Source organism: Rothia sp. 32237D007AR (assembly GCF_053544675.1).
In genome coordinates this window covers 50,978-75,538 of the sequence record NZ_JBPPUO010000006.1, presented here as the reverse complement: position 1 = coordinate 75,538, position 24,561 = coordinate 50,978, and the positions used below count along the sequence as shown (strand labels likewise).

Annotated in this window: 21 protein-coding genes; 6 read left to right on the top strand and 15 right to left on the bottom strand. The window is 56.4% G+C overall.

Annotated features, from left to right (window positions below):
* Positions 1-39: 39 nt before the first annotated feature.
* The 6 genes from ACED87_RS05590 to hrcA form a co-directional block, all read right to left on the bottom strand.
* Positions 40-1,317: a hemolysin family protein gene (locus ACED87_RS05590; protein ID WP_449089680.1), complete on the bottom strand. Its 1,278-nt coding sequence runs from the start codon at positions 1,315-1,317 to the stop codon at positions 40-42.
* 3 nt (positions 1,318-1,320) lie between these two features.
* Positions 1,321-1,827, bottom strand: a complete 507-nt coding sequence (ybeY, locus tag ACED87_RS05585) for an rRNA maturation RNase YbeY (RefSeq protein ID WP_449082973.1) — start codon at positions 1,825-1,827, stop codon at positions 1,321-1,323.
* A gap of 4 nt (positions 1,828-1,831) precedes the next feature.
* Positions 1,832-2,917: a PhoH family protein gene (locus ACED87_RS05580; RefSeq protein WP_449083057.1), complete on the bottom strand. Its 1,086-nt coding sequence runs from the start codon at positions 2,915-2,917 to the stop codon at positions 1,832-1,834.
* A gap of 97 nt (positions 2,918-3,014) precedes the next feature.
* Entirely contained in the window at positions 3,015-3,773 is a 759-nt protein-coding gene (locus tag ACED87_RS05575) for a 16S rRNA (uracil(1498)-N(3))-methyltransferase (RefSeq protein ID WP_449089679.1), read from the bottom strand.
* A gap of 9 nt (positions 3,774-3,782) precedes the next feature.
* On the bottom strand, positions 3,783-4,910 hold the full coding sequence (dnaJ, locus tag ACED87_RS05570; RefSeq protein WP_449089678.1) for a molecular chaperone DnaJ: 1,128 nt from the start codon (positions 4,908-4,910) through the stop codon (positions 3,783-3,785).
* A 46-nt stretch (positions 4,911-4,956) separates the two neighbouring features.
* Entirely contained in the window at positions 4,957-5,949 is a 993-nt protein-coding gene (hrcA, locus tag ACED87_RS05565) for a heat-inducible transcriptional repressor HrcA (protein ID WP_449089677.1), read from the bottom strand.
* Positions 5,950-6,124: 175 nt separating this feature from the next.
* Here hrcA and ACED87_RS05560 point away from each other — a divergent pair, with 175 nt between their 5' ends.
* Entirely contained in the window at positions 6,125-6,982 is an 858-nt protein-coding gene (locus ACED87_RS05560) for a DUF3097 family protein (protein ID WP_449089676.1), read from the top strand.
* 159 nt (positions 6,983-7,141) lie between these two features.
* Positions 7,142-7,558, top strand: a complete 417-nt coding sequence (locus ACED87_RS05555) for a DUF4870 domain-containing protein (protein ID WP_449089675.1) — start codon at positions 7,142-7,144, stop codon at positions 7,556-7,558.
* A 93-nt stretch (positions 7,559-7,651) separates the two neighbouring features.
* On the opposite strand, the gene hemW is transcribed toward ACED87_RS05555, so the two are convergent.
* Both hemW and lepA read right to left on the bottom strand, forming a co-directional pair.
* On the bottom strand, positions 7,652-8,902 hold the full coding sequence (gene hemW, locus ACED87_RS05550; protein ID WP_449089674.1) for a radical SAM family heme chaperone HemW: 1,251 nt from the start codon (positions 8,900-8,902) through the stop codon (positions 7,652-7,654).
* Entirely contained in the window at positions 8,902-10,758 is a 1,857-nt protein-coding gene (gene lepA / locus ACED87_RS05545; RefSeq protein WP_449082961.1) for a translation elongation factor 4, read from the bottom strand. The genes hemW and lepA overlap by 1 nt, the downstream gene beginning before the upstream one ends.
* 143 nt (positions 10,759-10,901) lie before the next feature.
* Between lepA and ACED87_RS05540 the strand changes: the two genes are divergently transcribed.
* Both ACED87_RS05540 and rpsT read left to right on the top strand, forming a co-directional pair.
* The gene (locus tag ACED87_RS05540; RefSeq protein ID WP_449089673.1) at positions 10,902-11,483 is read left to right on the top strand and encodes a type II toxin-antitoxin system PemK/MazF family toxin; all 582 of its coding nucleotides are present in this window, start codon (positions 10,902-10,904) and stop codon (positions 11,481-11,483) included.
* A gap of 183 nt (positions 11,484-11,666) precedes the next feature.
* Positions 11,667-11,930 (top strand): 30S ribosomal protein S20, encoded by a 264-nt coding sequence (gene rpsT, locus ACED87_RS05535; RefSeq protein ID WP_449082957.1) that lies wholly within the window; start codon positions 11,667-11,669, stop codon positions 11,928-11,930.
* Between the two features lie 100 nt (positions 11,931-12,030).
* Here rpsT and holA read toward each other — a convergent pair whose 3' ends face one another.
* The 6 genes from holA to leuS all read right to left on the bottom strand — a co-directional run bounded on the left by holA (position 12,031) and on the right by leuS (position 20,226).
* Positions 12,031-13,038 carry a DNA polymerase III subunit delta gene (gene holA, locus ACED87_RS05530; RefSeq protein WP_449089672.1) on the bottom strand — a complete coding sequence of 336 codons (1,008 nt, stop codon included), beginning with the start codon at positions 13,036-13,038 and terminating at the stop codon, positions 12,031-12,033.
* Between the two features lie 54 nt (positions 13,039-13,092).
* Positions 13,093-14,034 (bottom strand): ComEC/Rec2 family competence protein, encoded by a 942-nt coding sequence (locus ACED87_RS05525; RefSeq protein ID WP_449089671.1) that lies wholly within the window; start codon positions 14,032-14,034, stop codon positions 13,093-13,095.
* On the bottom strand, positions 14,031-15,626 hold the full coding sequence (locus ACED87_RS05520) for a ComEC/Rec2 family competence protein (protein WP_449089670.1): 1,596 nt from the start codon (positions 15,624-15,626) through the stop codon (positions 14,031-14,033). Before ACED87_RS05520 ends, ACED87_RS05525 begins: the two co-directional genes overlap by 4 nt.
* On the bottom strand, positions 15,623-16,531 hold the full coding sequence (locus tag ACED87_RS05515) for a helix-hairpin-helix domain-containing protein (protein ID WP_449089669.1): 909 nt from the start codon (positions 16,529-16,531) through the stop codon (positions 15,623-15,625). Before ACED87_RS05515 ends, ACED87_RS05520 begins: the two co-directional genes overlap by 4 nt.
* Positions 16,532-16,698: 167 nt before the next feature.
* The gene (locus tag ACED87_RS05510; protein WP_449089668.1) at positions 16,699-17,607 is read right to left on the bottom strand and encodes a DegV family protein; all 909 of its coding nucleotides are present in this window, start codon (positions 17,605-17,607) and stop codon (positions 16,699-16,701) included.
* Positions 17,608-17,730: 123 nt separating this feature from the next.
* Entirely contained in the window at positions 17,731-20,226 is a 2,496-nt protein-coding gene (gene leuS, locus ACED87_RS05505; protein ID WP_449082947.1) for a leucine--tRNA ligase, read from the bottom strand.
* A gap of 176 nt (positions 20,227-20,402) precedes the next feature.
* On the opposite strand from leuS, the gene ACED87_RS05500 reads away from it, so the two are divergent.
* Both ACED87_RS05500 and ACED87_RS05495 read left to right on the top strand, forming a co-directional pair.
* Positions 20,403-21,320: an alpha/beta fold hydrolase gene (locus ACED87_RS05500; RefSeq protein WP_449082945.1), complete on the top strand. Its 918-nt coding sequence runs from the start codon at positions 20,403-20,405 to the stop codon at positions 21,318-21,320.
* 1 nt (position 21,321) lies between these two features.
* Positions 21,322-22,434, top strand: coding sequence for a glycosyltransferase family 4 protein (locus ACED87_RS05495; protein ID WP_449082943.1), 1,113 nt, complete (start codon positions 21,322-21,324; stop codon positions 22,432-22,434).
* A 31-nt stretch (positions 22,435-22,465) separates the two neighbouring features.
* Here the strand turns inward: ACED87_RS05495 and ACED87_RS05490 are convergent, their stop codons facing one another.
* Positions 22,466-24,559: a primosomal protein N' gene (locus ACED87_RS05490; protein WP_449082941.1), complete on the bottom strand. Its 2,094-nt coding sequence runs from the start codon at positions 24,557-24,559 to the stop codon at positions 22,466-22,468.
* Positions 24,560-24,561: the final 2 nt, after the last annotated feature.

Genomic DNA, 24,561 nt, shown 5'->3' with positions numbered 1-24,561 from the left:
ACAGATACTCCAATATCAGGATTAAGTAATGTCTGGGCTTTACTCTACAGGTTGTTGAGGCACAGAGTCTGCCCAAACAGAGAGCGTACCAATCTTATTGCGGCGACCACGAGATCCAATAGCCTTAATATGGATACCCTCAACAACAACTTCACTACCAATAATTGGGACACGCCCTAGGTGCTTAGCCAGCAGGCCACCGACCGTATCGACGTCCTCATCATCAAGCTCAATGCCAAAGAGCTCACCCAACTCCACGATACTCAACCGGGAGCTAATCTTGAAAGTACCGTCATCTTGGAGAGTAATTTCGGGTTTCTCGTTATCGTACTCGTCCGAAATATCACCCACCAGCTCTTCAATGAGATCCTCTAAAGTCACCAGGCCCGCTGTACCACCGTATTCATCAACGACCACGGCAACATGGGTAGACTCACGCTGCATCTCTTTCAGCAAATCCATGACACGCTTAGATTCAGGCTCATAACGCACCGGGCGCATCAGCGGAGCAAGGCCTATGCTCTCGGCAGCGGGCCCCGCCTCACGGGAGGTAGCCAGGGCGTCCTTGAGATAAAGTATGCCACGCACATCATCAAAAGACTCCCCCAAGACCGGGATACGAGAATAACCGGACCTCAAAAAGAGGGAAATAGCGTCATCGAAACTCTCCGTCACATCAATGGTGACCATATCGGCACGGGGCACCATAATTGAGCGGATGCGGGTCTCATCAAGTTCAAAGATGGACTGAACCATCTCCGCCTCATCGTCCTCAATTGCCGCAGAGGTGCTGGCACGATCAACGAACTCAAGAATCTCATCTTCGGTAAAAATACCGGTCACTTGTTCAGAATTCTTGGGGCTGACCTTACGCGAGAGCGCAGTCAAAGCGGAGGAAAATGGGCGGGTCAAAACACCCAAACCATACACCATCCCGGCCATAGCAGAGAAGACCTGAGCGTGCTTAGTGCGCCCCACCAAGCGAGGGGCCACACCAAAGAAAGCAAAGACTACAACAGTCATAACCAGCAAGGTCACCAGGACGCTGACCCAGGTGCGGCTAAAGAGATCGTGCACCAGCAAAAAGAAACAAACAACAGAGGACACCTCAGCTAGAACCCGCCACATACGCAAGGACCGGAAATAGGGTTCAGGGTCAGCAAGAATAGCTCGAATATTCTTGTTTTCAGGCTCATTGCCTAACCGCTGAGCTTCAGACCGAGGCAGATAGGTGTAGGAGGACTCAACAGCAGTAAGCAGATAGCCCACCAACACCAAAAGCAGCAGGACGCAGGCCAACACAGCAGAAGAGAGCACCGGTTAGTGCCTCGTCTCTACAGGGGCTGGCCGCCCCAAAAACTCTTCAAGAATGCTGCGTTGAATACTGAACATTTCGGCTTCTTCTTCTGCTGTTCCATGATCAAAACCTAGGCAGTGGAGGATGCCGTGAGTGGTGAGCAGGCAGAGCTCATCAAGGGTGCTGTGGCCGGCGTCCGCACCCTGCCGGGCAGCAACCGGGGGGCACAAGACAATATCACCAAGGACGCCGGTAGCCAGCTCCTCGTTACTGCCGGGAGTGAGCTCGTCCATGGGGAAGCTCATCACATCTGTAGGGCCGGGCAAATCCATCCAGTCCATGTGGATACGCTCCATCTCGCTCTCCCCCACAATGGCAATTGACAACTCGGTCTCAGGCGAAACCTTCATGTGGGCAAAGGCGTGGGCTACCAGCTTTTCAAGGGTGCTTGTATCGACGGCATCAAAGGATTCGCGCACAAAAGCGCTAGTATCTGCAGCCGGTTCTTCAATCTCAAACTCTACGTTCACCGGGCTAGGCCTTCTCTTCAGGAGTAACTTCGATACCTGACTGCTGCAATAATTTCTCAGCGGCAGCCTCAATAGTTTGACGCTTAACCTTGCGGTTGCGGCGGCGCTCCATCGAGTTCTTGGCATCGTCCCACTTATCGTAAGCGCTGACAATATCCGACACCAGGGAGTGGCGTACCACGTCCTCAGCCTGCAGGAGGGCGAAATGAATATCGTCTACCCCTTCTAGAATCTGACGAATCTGCTTCAGACCTGATGCTTGACCACCGGGAAGATCAACCTGGGTTACATCCCCGGTAATCACCATCTTGGAACCAAAGCCCAAACGGGTAAGGAACATCTTCATCTGTTCTACCGTGGTGTTCTGCGCTTCATCCAGAATGATGAAAGCATCGTTGAGGGTGCGCCCGCGCATATAGGCCAGTGGGGCTACCTCGATGGTCCCAGCTTCCATGAGACGAGGAATCGTCTCAGGGTCCATCATGTCGTGGAGGGCATCGTAGAGTGGACGCAGATAGGGGTCGATTTTCTCGTTTAAAGAGCCAGGGAGGAAGCCTAGGCGCTCGCCAGCTTCAACAGCGGGGCGCGTCAAAATGATGCGATTGACTTCCTTAGATTGAAGAGCCTGCACCGCCTTAGCCATAGCCAGGTAGGTTTTACCGGTACCTGCCGGGCCAATACCAAAAACGACGGTGTTGGCATCGATAGCATCAACGTATGATTTCTGGTTGATGGTCTTGGGGCGAATGTTCTTACCCCGAGAACTCAGAATGTTCTGACTGATGGCGGTTGCGGGGTGAGAGAGGCTGGCGGTCATCATACCCATGATGCGTTTGACCACTTCACCAGTAACCTGGGTATCTTTTTCTACCAGAATGGTGAGTTCAGCCAGTAGGCGTAGGGTGGTGGCTACGGTTTCTGATGGGCCGGTAACAACCACATCTAGCCCCTTGGGGCGAATTGTCAGACCGGGGAAGGTTTGCTCGATGAGGGTGATATTTCCGTCGTGGGGGCCAAGTACTGCGACCATTTCTTCGGTTGACCGGAAAGAGAAGGTGCGGGCAACAGAGAGAGGGCGGCTGCTAGCCATAGGTGAGGTAGTCATAGATGCCCGTGCGGGCTGTCAGAGCTCCTTGTGATACAAAGCGTAGGCGGTATTTCTTACTTTACCTGTAGCAGAAGAGGGTTTACCAGCGTTTGAGAGCAAGGTTGAGTACTGAAATGGCGGCGGCCCCGGCTGTGGAACTGCGGAGGACTTCGGGGCCAAGTAGTACTGTCTGGGCCCCAGCTTCTGCTAGTAGTTCCAGCTCGCGGGGGCTGATGCCGCCTTCTGGGCCAACAACAAAATAGACTTCTTTGACCTGATCGGTCAGGTGCTGGTCCAGGGCCTGCACCAGGCGATACTCAGCCTCTTCGTGCAGTACCAGGAAGAGAGCCTCTGGCCCTAGTTCCTGGGCAAGGGCAGCCAACTTACCGGTAGAATGCTGCTCATAGACTGGGGGTAGCAGGGCCCGGCGGGACTGCTTGGCTGCTGCCTTCACAGTATTCTGCCACTTAGCCCGGGCCTTGACGGCCCGTTCCATCTTCCATCGCACAATTGAGCGCTCAGCACTCCAGGGCACAATACCGTGGGCACCAAGTTCAGTGGCCATCTCGATAGCCTGGATGTCCCTGTCTCCCTTCGCGAGGGCTTGCACCAGGTAGATTTCTACGCCCACTGAATCTTGGGCAAGTTTATTTACTTCAAGCACAGGGCCGTCTTGGCGTAGCTCAATGACCTGGGTAATTGCCCGGTGCCCTTGGCCGTCTACTAGATCGAGCCCTTCACCGAGTTCCGGACGTTTGACCAGGGCGTGGTGCCCTTCATCGCCGGTAAGGTGCACTGTGGAACCTGGTGTGAGAGCTGCTAGCTCTTCAGGTTCGATGTAGTAGACAGCGTTGCTCATGGGGTCATCCTATTTGAGGTGGTCTTTCAGACGGGAGAAGAACCCGCCTTGCTTGTGGTTGACGGTTTCGCTTACCTGCAGGTCTTCGCCGCGAAGCTCGGAGAACTGCTTGAGCAGGTTCTTCTGCTCCTCGGTGAGGTTGGTGGGGGTGCGCACTTCAATTTGGACGCGCAAGTCGCCGCGTCCGCCGCCGCGCAGGTGGCTGACGCCCAGGTCTTTGAGGGTGATGACCTCACCGGACTGTGTGCCGGTGGGAATCTGCACTTCTTGGGGCCCATCGAAGGTTTCGAGGGTGATGGTGGTGCCTAGGGTTGCGGCTGTCATGGGCACGCCGACGGTGGCAAGGAGGTCATCGTCTTCGCGTCGGAAGGTGGGGTCGGGGTTGACGTGCAGATCAATGTAGAGGTCCCCGTTGGGGCCTCCTGCGGTGCCAGCTTCACCCTGGCCTGTTAGGCGGATACGGGTGCCGTCACTGACTCCGGCGGGGATTTTCAGGATGATGGTCTTCCGTTCACGCACACGCCCTTCACCGTAGCACTCAGCGCAGGGGTGCTTGATGACGGTACCGAACCCGCGGCAGGTGGGGCATTCTACCGGTTGTACTACGGTACCGAGAATCGATTGCACCTGGCGCTGCATATAGCCTTGGCCGTGGCAGGTATCGCAGGTTTCGGGGTGGGTGCCCTCTGCGGTGCCTTCTCCCTTGCAATGGTCGCAGGTGACGGCGGTGTCCACGGTGATGGGTTTTTGGCCGCCAAAGACAGCATCTTCGAGATCGATTTTGACGTTGATGAGGGCGTCCTGCCCCTGGCGTACACGGCTTTGGGGGCCACGGGGGGCTGAGTTGAAGAAGGTGTCGAAGATGTCTTGGAAGCCTCCAAAGCCTCCGCCGAATCCGCCGCCACCACCAAAACCGCTGGCGGTACCGTTTTCGTTACCGGTCTGGTCATAGATGCGGCGCTTTTCGGGGTCGGAGAGCACATCGTGGGCTAGGGAGACGCGCTTGAATTCCTCGGCGGCTTCTTCCGAAGGGTTGATATCAGGGTGGAGCTGACGGGCCTTCTTGCGGTAGGCCTTCTTGATTTCTTCGGGGCTGGCATCGCGGGAGACGCCGAGGGTTTCGTAGTGACTACTCACTGGTTCTCTCTTTCGGTGGACTGGTGTAAAAGGGGCAGGCGCAGGCTTATACCTGAGCCAAAATCTTAGATAGGTAGCGGGCTACTGCGTTGACCTTGGAGACTGTGCTGGTGTAGTCCATGCGGGTGGGGCCAACGACTCCTACGTGGGCGGCTCCCCCAGGCCCGTAGCTACTGGCTACCACTGAGGTTTCAGCCAGGGACTCACTGGGATTTTCAGAGCCGATACTAACTGCAAAGCCGCGCTCGTCGTGCTCCAGGTCGGTCAGTAGTTTAAGGAGGACTACTTGCTCTTCCAAGGCATCAAGCACCGGGGCGATACTGCCTCTAAAATCAACGGTGGAGGCAGCTAGATAGGAGGTGCCTGCAATGAGTACCTGTGATGAGGCGTCTTGGGCGGCAAGGGTCTGCAAGGCCTGCTGGAGGGCACCGTAGAGTGGTGTTTCACTGGCGGACGCTTCTGCGGTGGTGAGATTGTTGAGCGGCCGGTAAGCATAGCGGTCAAGGAGGTATTGGCGGGCTGCTGTAAGTTCTTCAAGGGTATGGGCCACCGTGAGAGTACGCTGGGTGACCTGGCCAGAATCGGTAATAAGAACCAGTAGCACGGTGGTGCTTGAGAGGGACACCAGCTCGATATGGCGAACGGTGGCAGCCGGGCCGGCAGGGTATTGCACCATGGCCACCTGGTGGGTGAGAGATGAGAGTAGACGCACGCTAGTTTTCATCATTTCATCCACGCTTTCGGCGCTATCGAGCAGGGTATGAATTGCTCGTTTTTCGGCCTCTGAAAGGGGTTGTAGGGATGATATTTGGTCAACGAAGAGGCGGTAGCCTTGGTCGGTGGGGACCCGCCCTGCACTGGCATGGGGTGCTTGAATCAGGCCTTGTTCTTCCAGGGCGGCCATATCGTTGCGGACGGTGGCGCTTGAGACCCCCAAATGGTGCCGCTCTAGGAGGGTTTTAGAGCCAACAGGTTCACGGGTGTGCACGTATTCTTCAACGATGGCTTGTAGGACGTGCAAGCGTCTGGGGTGGTTCACGGCACCTCCTGGGCTCATAGGTTTTCTCTGGGGCGAAGAATAATTGCAGGGTTAGGTTAGCACTTGATGGTCTTGAGTGCTAAGTTACCCATTAACTCTAATACCAGTGAACTAGAATCAGAACTCGGTACGCTCATGGCTAATGCCCCTATAAGAGAGAGTGAGAAGCACACCGATGGACTACCGAGACACCTGGGTCCAGGCCGATTTGACCCCACACCGCCCTCCCCTGCCGCAGGTTGCCTTAGCCCCCGGCATGGTGCTTGAGGACGCCGCCACCGGCTTCGTAGGAGCAGCAGTTAAGGTGCGGGCTACGGCGTCCGGCCCTCAGGTAGGTTTGGAAGATCGACGGGGGCGCATTAAGTTCTTCCCCCTGGGCCCGGGCTTCCTGCTTGAAGGCCGCAGCATCAACCTGATTAAGCCTCAGAAGAAGCAGCCTGCATCTACCCGCAAGATTTCCCGGTCGGGCTCAGTGGCTCTTGACGGTATTCAGGCGCGTACAGCGCGGGCCAGTCGCATCTGGGTTGAGGGCGTGCACGATGCTGAGCTGATTGAAAAAGTGTGGGGCCATGATCTGCGGGTTGAAGGTATCGTAGTGGAGCCCCTGCACGGGGTCGATGATCTCGCTGGGGCTGTGACAGCTTTTGGGCCAGCGAGCCACCGAAAACTCGGTATTCTCGTCGATCACCTGGTGGCAGGGAGCAAAGAAGAACGCATAGCACAGCAGGCCATGCAGGTTGCTGGAGCCGGTGATAACGTCCTGATTGTGGGCCACCCCTTCGTTGATATTTGGCAGGCTGTGAAACCCCAGGTGCTAGGCATACAGGCCTGGCCCCAGATCCCTCGGGGAGAAGACTGGAAAACCGGTATCTTGCAGCGCTTTGGCCGCCCAGCCAAGACACCTGAGGACGTCCGCGCCGGCTGGGATGCGATTCTTCAGCGGGTCAATAGCTACACCGATCTTGAACCAACCCTCTTAGGGCCGGTTGAAGAGCTGATTGACTTTGTGACACTCGATGGGCAAGCTGCCTAGACTAAGAGTTTTTTCGGTGTGACTAACATCGTCCTACTCCCCAAAAATTCGTAGGCTTCACATATACCACCCTCCCCCAGCTTTGACTAAAATGATGACCAATGGGTTTAGAACCCCATCTATCACTCATTTGCCCTTCAACCTCAAAGAGAAGAATTCTTGAAGACCGCATCAGCACCTTCCACAACCGCCTACAAGGGGTCATCTGCAACCGCTGCACACCTGTCTGTTACCGCAGACCGCAACATCGCAACTGCTACACACTTGGGGGGCGTGCTAGGCTGCATTCCCGCGGCCGTCATCTACTACCTCTACCGAGGCCGTGGCCCCTTCACCGAACAAGAATCCCGTGAAGCCCTAGACTTCACCCTGCTACCCACCCTAGTGCTGGCAGCCTCTATTGTTCTCAGCAACATTCCGGGCATCGGCTGGCTCTTTGGGCTAATCGCAGCCCTCACCTGGACCTACCTTGCCATCTCCTCCCTGCGTGCCGGTATCAGGGTAAACCGCGGCAACCCCTACCAGTACAAGAGCAACACTCATCTTTTCAGCAAGCTCACCAGCCGCAAGAAATAGGCAAGGAAGCTTCTACAACCCAAAGGGGGCAGTGTAACTTAGCTAAGTCACACCGCCCCCTTTTTTTTGCTATCTCTTTACTGATACGCGAATCTAACGGTCGATATCAGGCAGTAGTTCCCGGGTCACAGCATCCCCCAGCAGGCGACCTTGCAAGGTGAGCTGCACGCGTCCGCCCAACCGGGCCTGAGCATCAATCAAACCCTGCCCCTGCAACCAATCCAGCGACTTCTCCACCTGGGCAGTGTCTCCACCCTCCAAGAGACGAGAAATCTCTAAACCGTCAATTACCCTCACCTGCAACATGATGTCCTCAAACCTACGGGTCTGCTCCCCCAGTACCTCACGGGCTGCCGCCGGACTCTGCCCAGCCCTCACCCGGTTAGCGTAAGGCACCGGGTGCTTAAGATTCCACCAACGAGTACCATTCACATGCGAATGAGCACCCGGGCCAATACCCCACCAATCCTGATTACGCCAATAAGCATAGTTATGACGGGAACGATACTCCGGTGACCGCGCATAGTTCGACACCTCATACCAGTGATACCCAGCCTCCGAAAAAATCTGCTCAGCCAGCAGGTACATATCAGCCATCAAATCATCATCAGGCATGGCATACTCGCCCCGGCGAATCTGAGCCGCCAGTTTAGTGCCCTCCTCAACAATCAGAGAATAGGCAGAAATATGGTCAGGAGCATAAGAGACAGCCGCCCGAACCGACTGCTCCCACTGCTCCAGGCTCTCCCCCGGCGACCCATAAATCACATCAACCGATACCTGCAACCCGGCCTCTTGAGCCCAAGCCACCACCTTAGGCACATTAGCCGGGGTGTGGGTACGATCAAGGACCTCAAGCACCTCAGGAACCACCGACTGCATACCAAAAGACACCCTGGTAAAACCACCAGCCTTCAACGTCTCAAGGTCCTGGCGGGTTACCGAATCAGGGTTAGCCTCACACGTCACCTCAGCACCGGGCTCAATACCAAAAAGCTCAACAGCCTCACCCAGAATCTTCACCAAATCTGATGCAGGCAACTTAGTGGGGGTACCCCCACCAAAAAAGACAGAATAGAGCGGACGGGCAGCCACACCCGACTGCCGCAAAACCCGCCGTGCAAAACGTAACTCGGCCACCGCGTCCTCAGCATAGGTGCCCAAGCTAACCCCATTGCCAAAATCCTCGATGGCATAGGTGTTGAAATCACAGTAACCACACCGCACCGAGCAAAAAGGAACATGCACATACAAAGAAAAATCGCGCTCAACGCCGCGGACGGCAGAATCAGCGGGGATTCTGCCGTCCAAAGGTGCCGGAGCGCCCAGAGGCTGGGCTGGCATTACTTCTTGCCCTTTTCCTTACCCTCTTCACCAGAAGACAGGGCAGCAATGAAGGCTTCCTGGGGGACCTCAACACGGCCCACCATCTTCATACGCTTCTTACCTTCCTTCTGCTTCTCCAGCAGCTTACGCTTACGCGAAATATCGCCACCGTAGCACTTAGAGAGGACGTCCTTACGCATAGCACGAATATTCTCACGGGCAATAATACGAGAACCAATAGCCGCCTGAATCGGCACCTCAAACTGCTGACGAGGAATCAGCTCACGCAACTTACCGGTCATCATCACACCGTAAGAGTAAGCCTTATCGCGGTGAGTAATCGCAGAAAAAGCATCAACCTTCTCACCTTGCAACAAGATATCAACCTTGACCAGATCAGCCTCTTCCTCACCATCGAACTTCCAGTCCAAGGAGGCATAACCGCGAGTTCTCGACTTGAGCTGATCAAAGAAATCAAAGACAATCTCAGCCAAAGGAAGACGGTAGCGTAGCTCCACACGATCTTGGGAGAGATAATCCATGCCACCCATCGTTCCACGGCGGGACTGGCACAGCTCCATAATCGCACCCACAAACTCATTGGGGGCAATAATCGTACAAGCCACCATAGGCTCACGAATAGTAGCGACCTTACCCTCAGGGAACTCAGAAGGGTTAGTCACACGCTGGGCAGTGCCATCCTCAGCAACCACATCGTAAATAACGTTAGGAGCAGTAGAAATAAGATCAAGATTGAACTCACGCTCCAGACGCTCACGCACAATCTCCAGGTGCAAAAGACCCAAGAAACCACAACGGAAACCAAAGCCCAAAGCCGCAGAGGTCTCCGGCTCATAAATCAAAGCCGCATCATTGAGCTGCAACTTATCCAGGGCATCACGCAGAGCCGGGTAGTCAGAGCCATCAATGGGGAAAAGACCCGAGAACACCATGGGCTTAGGGTCCTCATAGCCACCCAGCTCTTCAGAAGCAGGCTTATACGCACCGGTGACAGTATCACCCACACGGGAGAGGCGGACGTCCTTCACACCGGTAATCAGATACCCCACCTCGCCCACACCCAGGCCCTCAGTCGGCTTAGGCTCAGGAGAAATCACACCAATCTCAAGCAGGTCATGCTCAGCCCCAGTAGACATCATCTTAATCTTTTGGCGCGGCTCCAACTTGCCGTCCACCACACGAACATAAGTGACCACACCACGGTAAGAGTCATAGACCGAGTCAAAAATCATGGCACGGGCAGGAGCATCCGCTTCACCAGCAGGGGCAGGCAAGAGCTCAACAATACGATCTAGCAGCTCCGGCACACCCTCACCGGTCTTACCAGAAACACGCAACACATCCTCAGGCTCAACACCAATCAGATTCGCCAGCTCTTGAGCATACTTCTCCGGCTGGGCAGCAGGAAGATCAATCTTGTTAAGCACCGGAATAATGGTCAGATCATTTTCCATCGCCAGGTAGAGGTTAGCCAAGGTCTGAGCCTCAATACCCTGGGCAGCATCAACCAGCAACAGGGCACCTTCACAGGCAGCTAGGGAGCGAGAAACCTCGTAGGTGAAGTCCACGTGACCGGGGGTGTCAATCATATTCAAGGCATAGTTCACCCCGTCCACTTCCCAGGGCATACGAACAGCCTGGGACTTAATGGTGATGCCGCGCTCGCGTTCGATATCCATGCGGTCAAGGTACTGGGCCTTCATCTCGCGTGGGGTGACTACGCCGGTGGCCTGCAGCATGCGGTCAGCCAGGGTGGATTTACCGTGGTCGATGTGTGCGATGATGCAGAAGTTACGGATGACAGAAGGGTCAGTGGCCGCCGGTTTGGGCGGGTTGGTCGCCAAGGGTGACACGTGGGTTGGGTCCTTTCACGACTCTCAGAAAGCTCAAGAGAGCCTACCGGGTCTCTGACGGTAGAAATCAGTTAACCAGTTTCTCATATTAAGCCGGTGCGTGTCTGCCTGCGCGCCCAAAAGCAAGGATTATTGTAGAGACTATGAAGATCACCATGCGAACCATCCAGCAGGCACTGAACATTGGTCAGCGTATCTACCGGGAATGGAATAAGTACCAGAACCAGAAAAATCAAGGGCAGGTTTCGGCTTCCTCTCGCCACCCCGAGAGCCGCAGCCAGGGGCACCCCCGGCGCCAGCAGCGTCCGGACGCTGGTAGCGGCAGCTGGGAGAAGGGCGGCTACCCCGGTGACTATACCGGTCAGGTTGCCTTTGACTACTCCCCTGCTCTTGATGGCGATGCTGACCCCGGCGAAGTGGTCTGGGCCTGGGTTCCCTTTGAAGAAGATTACAGCCAGGGCAAAGACCGCCCGGTCCTGGTGGTTGGCCGCTCCGGTGCCTACCTGTTGGGACTTATGCTTACCACTAAGGATCACACTAATGCCCGCACCACTGATCCTAACTATCTAGATATTGGTGCAGGCGCTTGGGATAAAGAAGGCCGGGCCTCTGAGGTTAAACTCAACCGTGTGGTTCAGTTGAAGCCCTCCGGTATTCGCCGTGAAGGTGCCATCATGGACCGAGAAACCTTTGATTTTATTGCGGCTGCTTACCGGCAGCCTTAGGAAGAGATGTTGCTTATATCTCTGCCTTAAGTGCTGGTGGAGCTGATAGAGTTAACCCTTGTGTGTCCGATGGTCATCGGGCACTGCTGACTGGTTGCCATAGGCATCCCCACGCCGCTCAGTCGATGACCGGTCAGCGCAGCCCTCACCGACCAATTAGACAAAAACAGAAAGTTTTTAATCGTGGCTAACATTAAGTCCCAGAAGAAGCGCATCCTCACCAACGAGAAGGCTCGTCTGCGCAACAACGCAATCAAGTCAGATCTCAAGACCTCCATCCGTAAGGTCAACGAGGCAGTTGAAGCTCAGAACGTTGAAGCTGCAACTGAAGCTCTTCAGGTTGCGAACCGCAAGCTGGACAAGGCTGTTTCTAAGGGTGTTCTGCACAAGAAGAACGCAGCTAACAAGAAGTCCGGTCTGACCGTTCTCGTCAACAAGCTTTCCTAAGTTCTATATCCCGGCCCCTCTAGCCGGCGTCTAAGAGCGAAGTGACGTAAGGCCCCGCTCCCAATTCATGGGAGCGGGGCCTTACGCATGCCCGCCTGGTTTAGTGGGTTCGAGAGGCCTGCGAAATTGCCAGCACAGCTTTTTCGAGAGGGTAGAAGGCATCTAGGTTCTCCCCTTTGAGCTGGGCGTCAGTGTCTGCCAGTAGCGCCAGGACGCGTGCAAGGTCAGCAGGTGCGTAGCGGCGGGAATCGCGTTGAGCCGCCTCTACCTGCCAGGGTGCCATCTTCAGGTCGCCCGCTAACTGGTTGGAGTTCCCCCGCACCCCGTGCACTTTGGCTATGTTGCGCATGCGGGCAGCTAAGGCACCGAGGATAGGGATGGGGTCGCTGCCGGTGTCTAGGGCCTGGCGGAGCAGTTTAATGGCTTCTCTGCTATTACCTGCTACTGCGGCATCGCCTACTTTGAAGGCGGTAACTTCGGTGCGCCCGCCGAAGTAGCGGTCGATGGTGTCCACGGTGATAGGGCCCGGTTCATCTGCTATGAGTTGGCGGGCTGCTGAGGCTAGTTCTGAGATGTCACTGGTGGCTGCTGCCAGGGCTGCCGCTGCGGGCGGGTCGATGGAACGCTGGGCTGAGCGGAATTCGTAGATGATGAAGTTCAGCCGGTCCCGCTCATTTTTGAGGGCCTTACATTCAACGACCGGGTAGGCTCTGTTGGCTTTGATGGTATCAATGAGTTTTTTGCCCCTGTTGCCGCCGGTGTGGTGCAGTATCACGAGGGTGGAGTCGTGGGGTGAGGCAGCATAGTCTAGGGCGTCTTGCAAGAAGGCATCGCTCATGGAGGCTACCTGGGTGACCTCAATGATTTTGGGTTCATCAAAGAGTGAGGGGCTGGCAAGCACATCAAGCTGCCCTGCCCGGTAGTCTTTGGCAGAGAGACTGGTGAGCTCATAGCTACCGTGGGCATCGGCAAAGAGCTGGCGTAGCCGCCCGGTGGCCCGGGAGGCAAAGTATTCTTCGGGGCCGTAGAGCAGAACGAGCGGCGCAAGCGGAACTGTGCGCCAGCCCTGATCTGGTGCGGCTGAGCGATTGCGGGGTGTGCGTGCCATGTATCCTCCTTGGGTGCCTTTATATCTTGTCAGATAAAGCGGTTTTCTGCAGGTTTAGCCTGAGCTGGTGAGCATAATGCCCTGGTCGTTCATTGTCAGAGCCAGGTGCCCGGATTGGTCAGTGCGAGCTGTGGGAACTGAACTACGCTGAAGGAAACCCAGAATACTCTGGTGAGGGTGGCCGTAGCTATTAGCGGCCCCCACGGAGATAAGTGCCAGGGAGGGGTTAGCCGCGATTATCAGGTCTGTGCCGCTCCCGGCCGAGCCATGATGGGCAATTTTAAGGACGTCGGTAGGCATCTGAGCAGCCGCATCAGTAAGAAGCCGGTGGGCGGCGTCCGCCTCAAGGTCCCCTGTGGTGAGCACGGTCAAGGGCCTCTGCCCAGGTTCTCTGGCCGGCAGAACCCAGCGGATGACCAGTGAAGAGTTATTAATCCAGCTAGAAGAGCCGCTTGCACCGGGAATGTGCTGAGTCTGCTGCGGAGGCCACAGCACCTGACCGCTCGGCTGATTATTCTCTCCCTGGGTACCTGTAGCCACAGCCTCCGCAGAGAAGACCATACCCGAAGCCAACTGGCCGGCAGCCGCAGTGTGACCTGTGGGCAGGCGCTCCCCTGCCTTGAGATAATGGGGCGAGACGAAGACAGGTGGCTGCTTATAGTCGTGATGAACCTGATGCAGTGCCCCATCATGATCGTGATGGGCGTGAGTGATGAGCACAGCATCTAGCTCTTGCACCCCTGACCAGTCGAGGCAGTCTTTGAGTGCGGCGAAGTTATCGCCGGTATCTAGAAGATAGGCTGATCTTTGACCAGTTCGTATCAGGTGGGCGTCCCCCTGGCCCACATCACAGGTAACCCACTGCCAGCTATCTGGAGCGTGTGTAGTGGTGCGCCAGCGCTGCTGCAGAAGCACAACAGCTAGCACTATCACCAGAACGATCAGGGCACTATTGATGAGAGAGCGGGGAATGCTTTTTCCTCTATACCAGTTCACAGTTCACTCCCCCTATGTAAGCGAGGCAAACGAGCCTCAGGCAGAGAGTTAGCTACCCTATCCCAGGTAAGAACCAGCCAGCTGATACCCACTACCGCACAGAAGGTTAGCCCTACAGTGAGAGGGGTGAGCTCTACCGGCAAATGACTACCTGGCAGACTCGCACACCATACAGCAATGTTCAGTAGCCCCTGCGCTAAGAAGCCCCCAAGGCTCAAGAGAAGATTGAGCAGAAGGTCAGCTAATCCCAAAGAGTAGGTAAGAAAGGCTAATAGCCCCAGCACAGTCAGCGGTGCCACCAAAGGAGTTACCGCAAGGTTAGCCAGAACAGTATAGGGGTATAAAGATTCAGAGAGCACAAGAATCACCGGCGCACACCAGAGGCTAGCGGCACAGGGCATAGCCAGCAGATCCGCAAGAAGCAGGGGGATGCCCCTGCTCAAGAGACGAGAAATAGCAGGTGCCAGCACCACAAGTGAAGCAGTAGCAACCACCGAGAGAATAAAACCATAGTGGGTCGCTAAAGGCGGCACCGCAATCACAAGAGCTATGAGGCAGGTTGATAGAAAAGTCAGACGGTAGGCCCCATGCCCTAGCACCAGCCCTAGCGCCCCGACCAGGCCCATAACCCAGGCCCGCAGCACCGACCCATCTAACCCAACTAAGACCACATAACCCGTAGATGCTGCCACCCCCGCCACGATAAGAACACAAGGCCGGGCACACAGCGAATAGAACAGACGATAGGCCACAACAAAAATAAGAGTAATGTTGGCACCTGATACTGCGGTCAGATGAGTCAAACCAGCTATTCGTAGTGATGAAAGAGCCTGTGCCGGTAGAGAAGAATCATCACCGTAGGCCATGCCCAAAAGAAGACCTGCCTGCCCAGCCCCTAGTTGCTCTACTGCCACATCACGCAAACCAGTCTTCAGCAAAAAGGTGGGCCCTACCGTACCCGGTGGCTCTATCAAGCTCACCTTACCTTGCAACCGGTAGTAGCTTCCTTTCACCTTCAAGGCACCTGCTGCGCTGACCCTACTGCCTGGAAGCAGTAACTGGTCTGTGTACACGCTTAACCGAATATGCTCATCCCAGCTCTTCAAGCCCTGGCGAATCTCACGGGTTTCTACCTGCACTGTATACCCACCAGTAGAAGAAGGCCTCGCATCAACCACGATCGCGCTGACTCGTACCCCCTGCCCATGTAAAGATTGCATCAGATCCCACTGGTGCAGATAGCCCCTGCCCTGCAAAGCCACAGTCTGCACCGCAATCAATAAGCAGGTAAGGGCCAAGACCTGAGCAAAGGGGGCTAAAATCTGGGCAGATTTCTTGCTCCCCCACCAGCCACGCTCCGGTGAGAACCGATGAGAAACACACCATGCGCCCAGGGCAAGGGCCAGAAGAAAAGCCCCAACCCCCAGCGTCCACCGCGCACCAGCCAGAATCCACAAAGCAGTAAAGCCCCATAGCCCTACAGCAGGGAAAGCAAGTCTGGCATCAACCAAACGCGGCTGCGCCCGCCGGTGCTCAGCCCTCTCAGCCTGGGACTGCTGCCAGCCCCGAATAGTAGTAAGAGCCCCTCTCATACTGTCACCAGCGGACGCAGAACCTCAAGGGTCGCAGGCCCAATACCAGAAACCTGCCCTAGCTCATCAACCGAACTGAAACCCCCATACTGTTCCCTCCAACTCACAATGGATCCAGCTAGAACAGGGCCAACCTTCGGCAAGGCCTGCAGCTCCTCAGCACTTGCAGTATTGATATTCACCAGCCCAGCGGCGTCCATCTGATGACCTTGCCCCTGCCTGGCACCGGCTAAGCCGCTACCTACTCCTGCCGGTTCTTGCACCGCAGGTAAAGCCTCACCGTGAGTCGGGATATAAATCTGACTACCATCACTTGCAGCTGCCGCCAGATTAACCATCGATGTCTCGGCATCAGCCCTCAACCCGCCAGCTGCCTCAACAGCGGCATTGACTCGACTACCGGCAGGCAACTCATAAACCCCAGGGCTATGCACAGCCCCAGCAACATGTACCACCAGAGGTGTTCCTGCCCCCTGCACAGTTGTATTCGTCGGCAAGGTTTCAGCTACAGGAGCTAGGCTAGTCTCTACCGTCCCTCCTTCTGCGCTCTCAGTAGACGTCACAGGAATTGCTGCTACAGACGACCCACCACCAGAAAAAACCACCGGCCACAGGGCAACCACACCCAACACCAGAGCAAGAAGGACAAGAGCCCCAGTAGGCACCCTCCACCGGGTCACAGAACCCTGCACCGCACGGTCAGGTACCTGCGAATCTGAGGACGCTAAAGCACGCTGCAAAAGAGCCCTATGACGCGGGCTGGGCGGGGCGCTTGCAGAAACAGCACCGTGCCGTCTACTGCGCAAGAGATAATCAGTGGGGTCAGGCCAGGTAGCCTGCTCGTTGGCGGCTTCCCCTTTATCGGGGGTGAAATCGTCAGTGGAGGCTGGAGGTTTCTGAGACATAGACCTAGGCTAGGGCTCTGCCCTATTTCAGGCCAAGGTCGAATGGGCCTGTGGAAAAAGCTCCCATACATTCTGGGCGAGTTCTTGCCTCAGACGCTGCATCCTCGGTGTGGTTGCGTCACATTATGACCTAGCTGAACTGCTTATCCACAGCTGGTGTGCACCAGCTAAAAAATGACAGCAGCCAGGGCACCCAAACCTGAATGGGCAGAGAGCACAGCAGGTAAGGGAGTCACCACAGCCTCAGCTGCAATCGACCCCAAAGAGCGCTTAAAGTCCAGTGCTTGCCCCTTATTACCGCTGTAATGGATAGCTACTACCCGCCCTAGCCGCCGCACCAAATGAGCGGTTTCTCCGTCTTTCAGGTGCACGTCCAAGGGCAATTCGCCAGCTCTCTGAGAACTAGCCTGCTCAGTTAGCGCCGCCAGCTTCTCAATGGCTTTAGCCGTACTGCGCGGCCGCTCAACATAATGCAGTTTTCCATCAACCATAGTAGCTACAGGGCGGATCTGGAACATCTGACCCACCATCGCTAAAGCAGCATTGACACGCCCACCCCGCTTAAGAGCATCCAAGGTAGGTAGGAAAAAGAAAAGCTCAGTAGAGGCGCACAGTTCCTCAGCCAGGGCAGTAGCCTGCTCCAGATCCTCTTCCTTAGCTAGGAGGCGGTGCAGGCGCAATACCGGTTCTCCCAAGCCCATGGCTAAACTCAGCGAGTCAATGACGACCACCGGTATATCGACCAGTCGTGCAGCTAACCGAGCCGCATCGCAGGTACCTGATAGCTCACCCGATAAATGCATCGAGATAATCGCTGAGTAGCCCTGGGCTGCCAGCTGTTCATAGATATCCACGAGAGCGCCCGGTGCGCCACCGGAGGTAAGTATCTGCTCCCCCTGAGCATGGGCTAAAGCGATAGCGGCATCTATGTGATTGGCAGGTACACCACTGACAGACCGGCCAGCCACGGTAACAGGTAATTCAAGCACACTAAACCCGCCCTCAGCCTTGAGCTGTTCAAGGGCATCATCGGGTAAGGCAACAGATGAATCGGTGACCAGAGCAATAGTACGCACGCAACTACTATACCGCCTAGTCAGGTGCCTGGAGGGATTCGCCCGAAAAACAAGTGCCCAGAAGATATAAAACGGGTGCCCCTCGTAACAAAGGGGCACCCGTTCACCAGCCAACCAAGGCGACTAAATCACAATATTAACCAGCTTAGGAGCACGCACAATCACCTTACGCACCGGGGCATCTCCCATAGCACGCTGGACAGCCTCTGACCCCAAAGCCAAGGCCTCAAGATCAGCTTCAGAAATATCCTTAGCCACCTCAAGGCGGTCCTTGACCTTGCCCTTGACCTGCACAATGGCAGTGACAGTATCGTCTACCAACTGGGCCGGGTCAACCTCAGGCCAACCAGCAGTCAGCACCGGGGTGTCATGGCCCAGCAGGTGCCAGGCGTCCTCAGCAGTGTAGGGGGAATAAAGCGAGAGCAGAATAGCGATAGTTTCAGCAGCCTCGCGGACGGCCGGGTCAGCAGCACCCGCACCGGAGTCAATAACCTTACGGGTAGCGTTGACCAGCTCCATGGTCTTAGCAACGGCAACATTGAACTTACCGTTTTCAACCAGGCTATCAACATCGTGCACGGTGCGGTGCACCAGCTTGTGCAGGGCAGCATCGCCGGTTGCGCCGTCCGCACCAACCTCGCTGGTCACATCCTGTGCAACACGCCAGGCGCGGGCCAGGAACTTCTGCATACCGGCCGGGGAAACATCAGCCCAGTCAACATCGTCCTCCGGGGGTGAAGCAAAGACCATGACGGTGCGAACAGCATCCACACCGAACTTATCAAGCTGCTGACCCAAATCAACGCCGTTGCCCAGCGACTTAGACATAGCCTTGCCCTGATTGAGCACCTGCCCCTGGTTTATCAGGGACTTAAAGGGTTCAGAGTGCTCAATCAGACCCAGGTCACGAATCACCTTGGTGAAGAAACGGGCGTAGAGCAGGTGCAAGATAGCGTGCTCAACACCGCCGATATACATATCGACCTGGTTCCACTTCTTCATCTGCTCAGGGTCGAAGATAGCCCCATCGAAGTGAGGTGAAACGTAGCGCAGGAAGTACCAGGAGGAGTCCACGAAGGTATCCATGGTATCTGAGTCGCGCTTAGCGGGCTTACCGCAAATCGGGCAGGGAACGGTGTTCCAGTCGGTAGCTGCAGCCAGGGGCGACTGGCCCTTAGGTGCCAGATCCTCACCAGCCAGATTATCGGGAAGCAGCACAGGCAGCTGATCTTCCGGAACTAACTGTTCGCCGTGCTCCTCACAGTGAATGACGGGGATGGGGCAGCCCCAGAAGCGCTGGCGGGAGAGTAACCAGTCACGGAGGCGGAAGTTCACCTTGCCAGTACCCACACCCTTTTCTTCAAGAATCTCGATGGCCTTGGTAATAGCCTCAGCCTTATTCAGGCCATTGAGGGGGCCAGAGTTAATATGGGCGCCATCACCGGTGGTAGAGATACCAGTCTCAGCCGGGTCCTCCTCACCAGTATCAACCACAGTCACCACAGGAATATTGAACTTACGGGCAAAATCAAGGTCTCGCTGATCGTGTGCCGGGACCGCCATGAGAGCACCAGTGCCGTAATCAGCCAGCGCATAATCAGAAGCCCAGACCGGAAGCTTATCGCCAGTCAAAGGGTTAATAGCGTAGCGGCCCAAAAAGACGCCGGTCTTCTCACGGTCATTAGACTGACGATCAATATCTGAGAGAACCTTAATCTCTTCACGGTAGGTTTCCAGAGCAGCCCGCTGATCCTCTGTCACCAGCTCAAGTGCCAAATCAGCATCAGCTGCCACAATGAAGAAAGTAGCGCCATACAAGGTATCGGGGCGAGTGGTGAAGACATCCACGCTAGCAGCTTCCTTGCCTTCAGCAGCTTCCACCTCGAAGGTAACCTCGGCACCTTCAGAGCGGCCAATCCAGTTGCGCTGCATAGCCAACACACGGTCAGGCCAGTGCCCCTCCAACTCCTTCATATCGTCCAGCAGTTCCTGGGCGTAATCAGTGATCTTGAAGTACCACTGATTCAAAGACTTCTTCGTTACCAGGCTGTGGCAGCGTTCGCATTCACCGTTAACAACCTGCTCATTAGCCAGCACGGTCTGATCATTAGGGCACCAGTTCACCTGGGAATACTTACGGTAAGCTAGACCCTTCTTATAGAACTGCTGGAAGAGCCACTGAGTCCACTTGTAGTACTCAGGGTCTGAGGTATGCAGGCGGCGGGACCAGTCAACCATAATGCCGTAGCGCTTAAAAGACCCTGCCTGGGTTTCAATGTTCTTGTAGGTCCACTCTTTGGGGTGAGTGTTGTTCTTAATGGCCGCATTTTCTGCCGGCAAGCCGAAAGAGTCCCAACCGATGGGGTGCAGCACATCATAGCCCTTCTGCTTCCAGAAGCGGGCGGTGACATCACCAATGGCAAAAGCCTCAGCGTGGCCCATGTGCAGGTCACCTGAGGGGTAGGCGAACATATCCGCCACGTAGCGGGTTTCTTTCCCCTCATCGTTGGTGGGTTCAAAAACCTTGGTTTCTTCCCAGTAGGGCTGCCACTTGGCTTCCATAGAGCGGAAGTCCCAGGTGGTTTCTTTCTGTTCGGCAGGTTCTACCTCAGCAGTCACCGTGTTTCCTGTCTGTCGAGTGGTGTTTGCACTTTTTGGGCGCGCACAAGTCTAAGATGTCAATAGTTTGTTTCCTAGTGTACCGCGCTTGAGCCTGCTTTGCCCTGCCGGTGTTTACACGCTGAGAAGTACCCCGCAAAGCGGTACAGTGGTGGGGGTCAAGAGAAAGAGTCACCATGCCTGCACACCCACATCCAGCAGAGGTCTTTGAACCGGTGCCCCAACAGGTTCCTGCCGGGACCCGCCACGAAGGCTGGGTCGGTGGCACCTATAGCCGCTGGTGGGTTTACGGGAAAAAGGACGCCGCCCCCCTCGTCCTCGTGCACGGTTTCAGGGGAGATCACCACGGCCTAGAAATCATTGCCGTCCATCTGAGAAATTTTTGCCTCTACATTCCCGACCTACCAGGGTTCGGCAAGACCGCCCCCATCGACCATGCCGAACATACGGTAAGCACCTACGCAGCCTGGCTCGTAGACTTCATAAACACCACTGTAGGTAGCCCCGTACACCTGGTAGGCCACTCCTTCGGCTCAATCCTAAGCTCCTACACTGCCCTGGTGCGCCCAACCCTCGTGGAGCAATTGACCCTCATTAACCCCATCTGCCAGCCTGCCTTAGAGGGGGACCAAAAGATCATGAGCAGGCTTGCAGAACTCTACTACGGGGCGGGGGCTGCCCTGCCCGCTCCCCTAGGTTTTGCCCTCTTGCGCTCGCGCCTGGTAACTAGACTCAGCAGCGAGTTCATGATGAAAAATCAGGACCCAGCTCTGCGCCGTTTCATCAACGGCCAGCACGATGCCTATTTTGGTGCCTTTGCCTCGCGTGAGGCAGTGCTCCAAGCCTATCGGGCCTCTATTAGCTCCACGGCAGCTGATTTCACCCCAGCTTTGCCCATGCCGGTTCAACTGATTGTGGCTGAGAAGGACGACTTAGGAACCCTGGAACTTCAGCATAAGATGGCCCAGCACCTACAGCACGGACGCCTAGATATCATCCCCCAGGTCGGCCACCTGATTCATTACGAGACTCCCCGTCGCGCTGCTACCCTCATTGCCGATTTTCACCAACAGAACCTAGAGCAGAGTCACTAGCATGAAACTATTTATTGACGCCCGCTATACCCGCATCGGCTTCCACGACGGTATCAGCCGCTACACTGCCTCCTTACTCTTTGCCCTCAAAGACCTGTCAGATGCCAATGATAAGCGTCTTCCCCCTGGCCTGGAACTGACAATGGTCATTAGCGATGAGCGCCAGCTTGCCATGCTCCCTAACCTGCCCTACCTCACAATCTGTGCGCCGACGTCCGCCCTGGAACCCACCGCGGCCTTACAGCTAAACCGCTACCACCCCGATGTGGTCTTCTCCCCCATGCAAACGATCGGCCTGGGCGGGCTGGGCAGAAAATTTAAACTCATGGTGACCCTGCACGATTTAATTTATTACTCCCACCCCACCCCACCAGGTTTTCTGCCGTTACCGGTGCGGTTGGGCTGGCGGGCCTTCCACACCACCTATGCTCCCCAACGCTTTTTGCTGAATAAGGCGGACGCCGTGGCCACGGTTTCGCGCACCACGGCAGCTCTCATGCACGAACACAAGCTGACCACCAAGCCCATTACGGTAGTACCTAACGCCCCGCAGGCTGACGGGTTTGTGAGCCGCCAGCAGGCCTTGGCTCTAGCCCCGCATCGTAGTAAAGATGTGCTCTACATGGGCTCTTTCATGCCCTATAAGAATGTGGAAACCCTCTTGCAGGCCATGAAGTTCCTCCCCGATTACCGGTTGCATCTTCTTTCCAAGATAGCCCCGGCCCGTCTGGCTGAGCTTAAACCCCTCACAGGCGATAACGTGGTGTTCCACGGGGGAACCAGCGATGAGGACTACCGCCAGCTCCTAGGCACGGCCTCCGCTTTGCTCACCGCTTCCCGCGATGAAGGCTATGGCCTGCCCGTCGTTGAAGCCCAATCAGCTGGTTGCCCGGTGGTGCTCTCAGATATCCCTATTTTCCGTGAGATTGCCCCCGGGGCTTCTTTCGCCCCAGCTGACTCCCCCTTTGCTTTTGCTCAGGCCGTACGTGCCCTGGAGGGCCGTAAGCTCCAAGAGGCTAACATTATCAGCGGGCTAGAGGACGCTTCCCGCTATACCTGGGAGCAGAGCGCTCTGACTTTACTTGAGCTGGCTTCTTCCCTCCACCAGCCCTAAGGGCTGAGCCGCTGGCTCTTCCGCCGGGGGCTTAGAGAATATCGAGCCCGTCACAGCGTATCTGCACCGGCTCACTCTTTTTGAGGGCAGCCAGAGACGCCTTAGTGGAACGCAGGTGGTGGGTAAGCTTGGCCCCCACCGCGTAGGGGAAGAAGATAATGGCGCGGTAGAGGTCGCTATCGACCTCCCCCTCATAGTAGCCGGTAGAGTCAGCAAGGGGCATGGGGCCATTCACCCGAACCTCCTCAGGCAGGGTAATTGCCTCAAGAAAGACCTGAACAGCCCGCTCACTACCAGTAATAGCGGCGGTACGGACGGCCGGCGGTAGACCAATTTCAGCGCGTTCATCCATCTCCCACAGGGCAAAGCCCATAGGATCCCAGCGCACCAAGGCTTCCAAGGCTGCCGAAGGGCTGGCGGTAGTCACCACGCGCCCGCCTACAGCAAAAGAGCGGACCAGTGCCGCAGCATTTAGCCAGCGCCGCAGGGCCGTCTCAGGGGCACGCAGGGAATCAAACTGGAGCATCCGGTCAGCATCCAGCAAAAGAGCCGCCGCATAACCGCCCTCAGCCACAGGCTCACCACCGGGGGTAGCAATCACCAGAGCCGGTTCTGCCCCAACACTGGCTTTAACGTTTTCACCACTAGAAGTAATCACAGGTACACCCGGGAAGGCCCGGCCAAGCTCTTCGGCTGTGCGCAAGGCCCCTGCGATACCAGTACGCCACCGATTAAAACCACAATCAAGGCAATGCCAATGGTGGGCCAGATGTCCACACCAACCACACTGGGGTGCACTGCCCCCTCTCGGTTGAGTAAGGGGGCCTCTACAGTTGTCGCAGCGGGCAGGCATACGGCACCGCTGGCAGGCCAAAGCCGGAATATAGCCCGCCCGGGCCACCTGAATGAGCACCGGCCCAGTAGTCAGCGCATCCTTAGCCACCGCAAAAGCCTGGTGGGGTATGCGGGCAATAGCGGCTAGAGGGTCACGGGCTAACTGGTAATCATCACCGGTTGGCATCACACGCGGGGTAAAAGAGCGCACTACCGCCCGATCTGCCCCCAGGTAGCTGGCCCACCCGGTGCGCACCAAACGCGCAGCTTCGCTGGAGACAGCGTAGCCCATAAAGAGGCCAGCAGTTTTTTCAAGGGTGGCGCGCAGCAAGAGGACGTCCCGCGCATGGCAGTAAGGGGCCCGCTGCTCTATCAGGGAAGAATCCCCGTCATCCCAGCAGGCAACCAGCCCCAGGTTCGCCACAGGCGCGTAGGCGGCTGAGCGGGTACCAATGACAATAGGCACCTGACCGGTATGGGCTTTGAGGTAGCTACGGTAGCGGGGGGTGGGCTTGTCGTTAGCAGTAAGCCGCACAAAAGAATCCGAATCCACTAGCTCTTCAAGTGCGGTGGTGAGCCGGTCAAGGCTCTTATGGTCAGGCACAATAGCCAGCGCTCCCCTGCCGGTAGAGGCAGTTGCCACCAGGGCGGACGCCAGTAGTTGCTCCCAGCTTCGCTCCGGGTACGAGGGGAGCACAGCCATCACAGCCCGAGCCTGATGCCCTGCCAGTAGGTCCTCACAGAATTCAACACCTTGGGAGTAGTCAGTAAAACCGGTGAGATCTGGGCAGTCTGGCTCAACCGGTTGAGGTGCCGCCTCTCCCCCTGCTTCTTCTAAAAAGGTTTTCTCTACGCTAGCAACCCGCGGGGGCACAGCAAGCCGCAACACATCAGGAACCAACCCCGCATAGCGCTCAGCTAGGGCATCAGCTAGCTCAAAGACTTCTGGGGCGACCACAGGCAGGGGCGATATCACCTTGTGTAGAGGCACCAGGCGGGTAGGAGCGTCCGACCGTTCTACGCGTTCCCGTAACCAGCCGGTAACTTCTCGCCCACCGAACTTGACCCGTACTCGCACCCCGGGCTGGGCTTCTTGGTCGATAGCTGCCGGAACCTGGTAGTCAAAGAGCCGGTCAAGGTGGGGCACATGGGTGTCGATGTGTACCCGGGCAACCGGTAGCTGCACGGCGGCGTCCTCAGCGGCTGTGGAGCCGACGAGGTTGGCATCGGGTATGTCGAATCCCTGCAACAAATCTGGTTGCAGGGATTCGGGGTTGGGTGCCGTTGTCATAC

Coding starts and splice junctions, on each gene's coding strand:
- hemW (WP_449089674.1), bottom strand. CDS start 8,902: ATGCCAGCCCAGCCTCTGGGCGCTCCGGCACCTTTGGACGGCAGAATC.
- ACED87_RS05490 (WP_449082941.1), bottom strand. CDS start 24,559: ATGACAACGGCACCCAACCCCGAATCCCTGCAACCAGATTTGTTGCAG.
- ACED87_RS05500 (WP_449082945.1), top strand. CDS start 20,403: ATGCCTGCACACCCACATCCAGCAGAGGTCTTTGAACCGGTGCCCCAA.
- ACED87_RS05515 (WP_449089669.1), bottom strand. CDS start 16,531: ATGTCTCAGAAACCTCCAGCCTCCACTGACGATTTCACCCCCGATAAA.
- ACED87_RS05540 (WP_449089673.1), top strand. CDS start 10,902: ATGAAGATCACCATGCGAACCATCCAGCAGGCACTGAACATTGGTCAG.
- ACED87_RS05520 (WP_449089670.1), bottom strand. CDS start 15,626: ATGAGAGGGGCTCTTACTACTATTCGGGGCTGGCAGCAGTCCCAGGCT.
- ACED87_RS05560 (WP_449089676.1), top strand. CDS start 6,125: ATGGACTACCGAGACACCTGGGTCCAGGCCGATTTGACCCCACACCGC.
- holA (WP_449089672.1), bottom strand. CDS start 13,038: ATGGCACGCACACCCCGCAATCGCTCAGCCGCACCAGATCAGGGCTGG.
- ACED87_RS05575 (WP_449089679.1), bottom strand. CDS start 3,773: ATGAGCAACGCTGTCTACTACATCGAACCTGAAGAGCTAGCAGCTCTC.
- ACED87_RS05495 (WP_449082943.1), top strand. CDS start 21,322: ATGAAACTATTTATTGACGCCCGCTATACCCGCATCGGCTTCCACGAC.
- ACED87_RS05580 (WP_449083057.1), bottom strand. CDS start 2,917: ATGGCTAGCAGCCGCCCTCTCTCTGTTGCCCGCACCTTCTCTTTCCGG.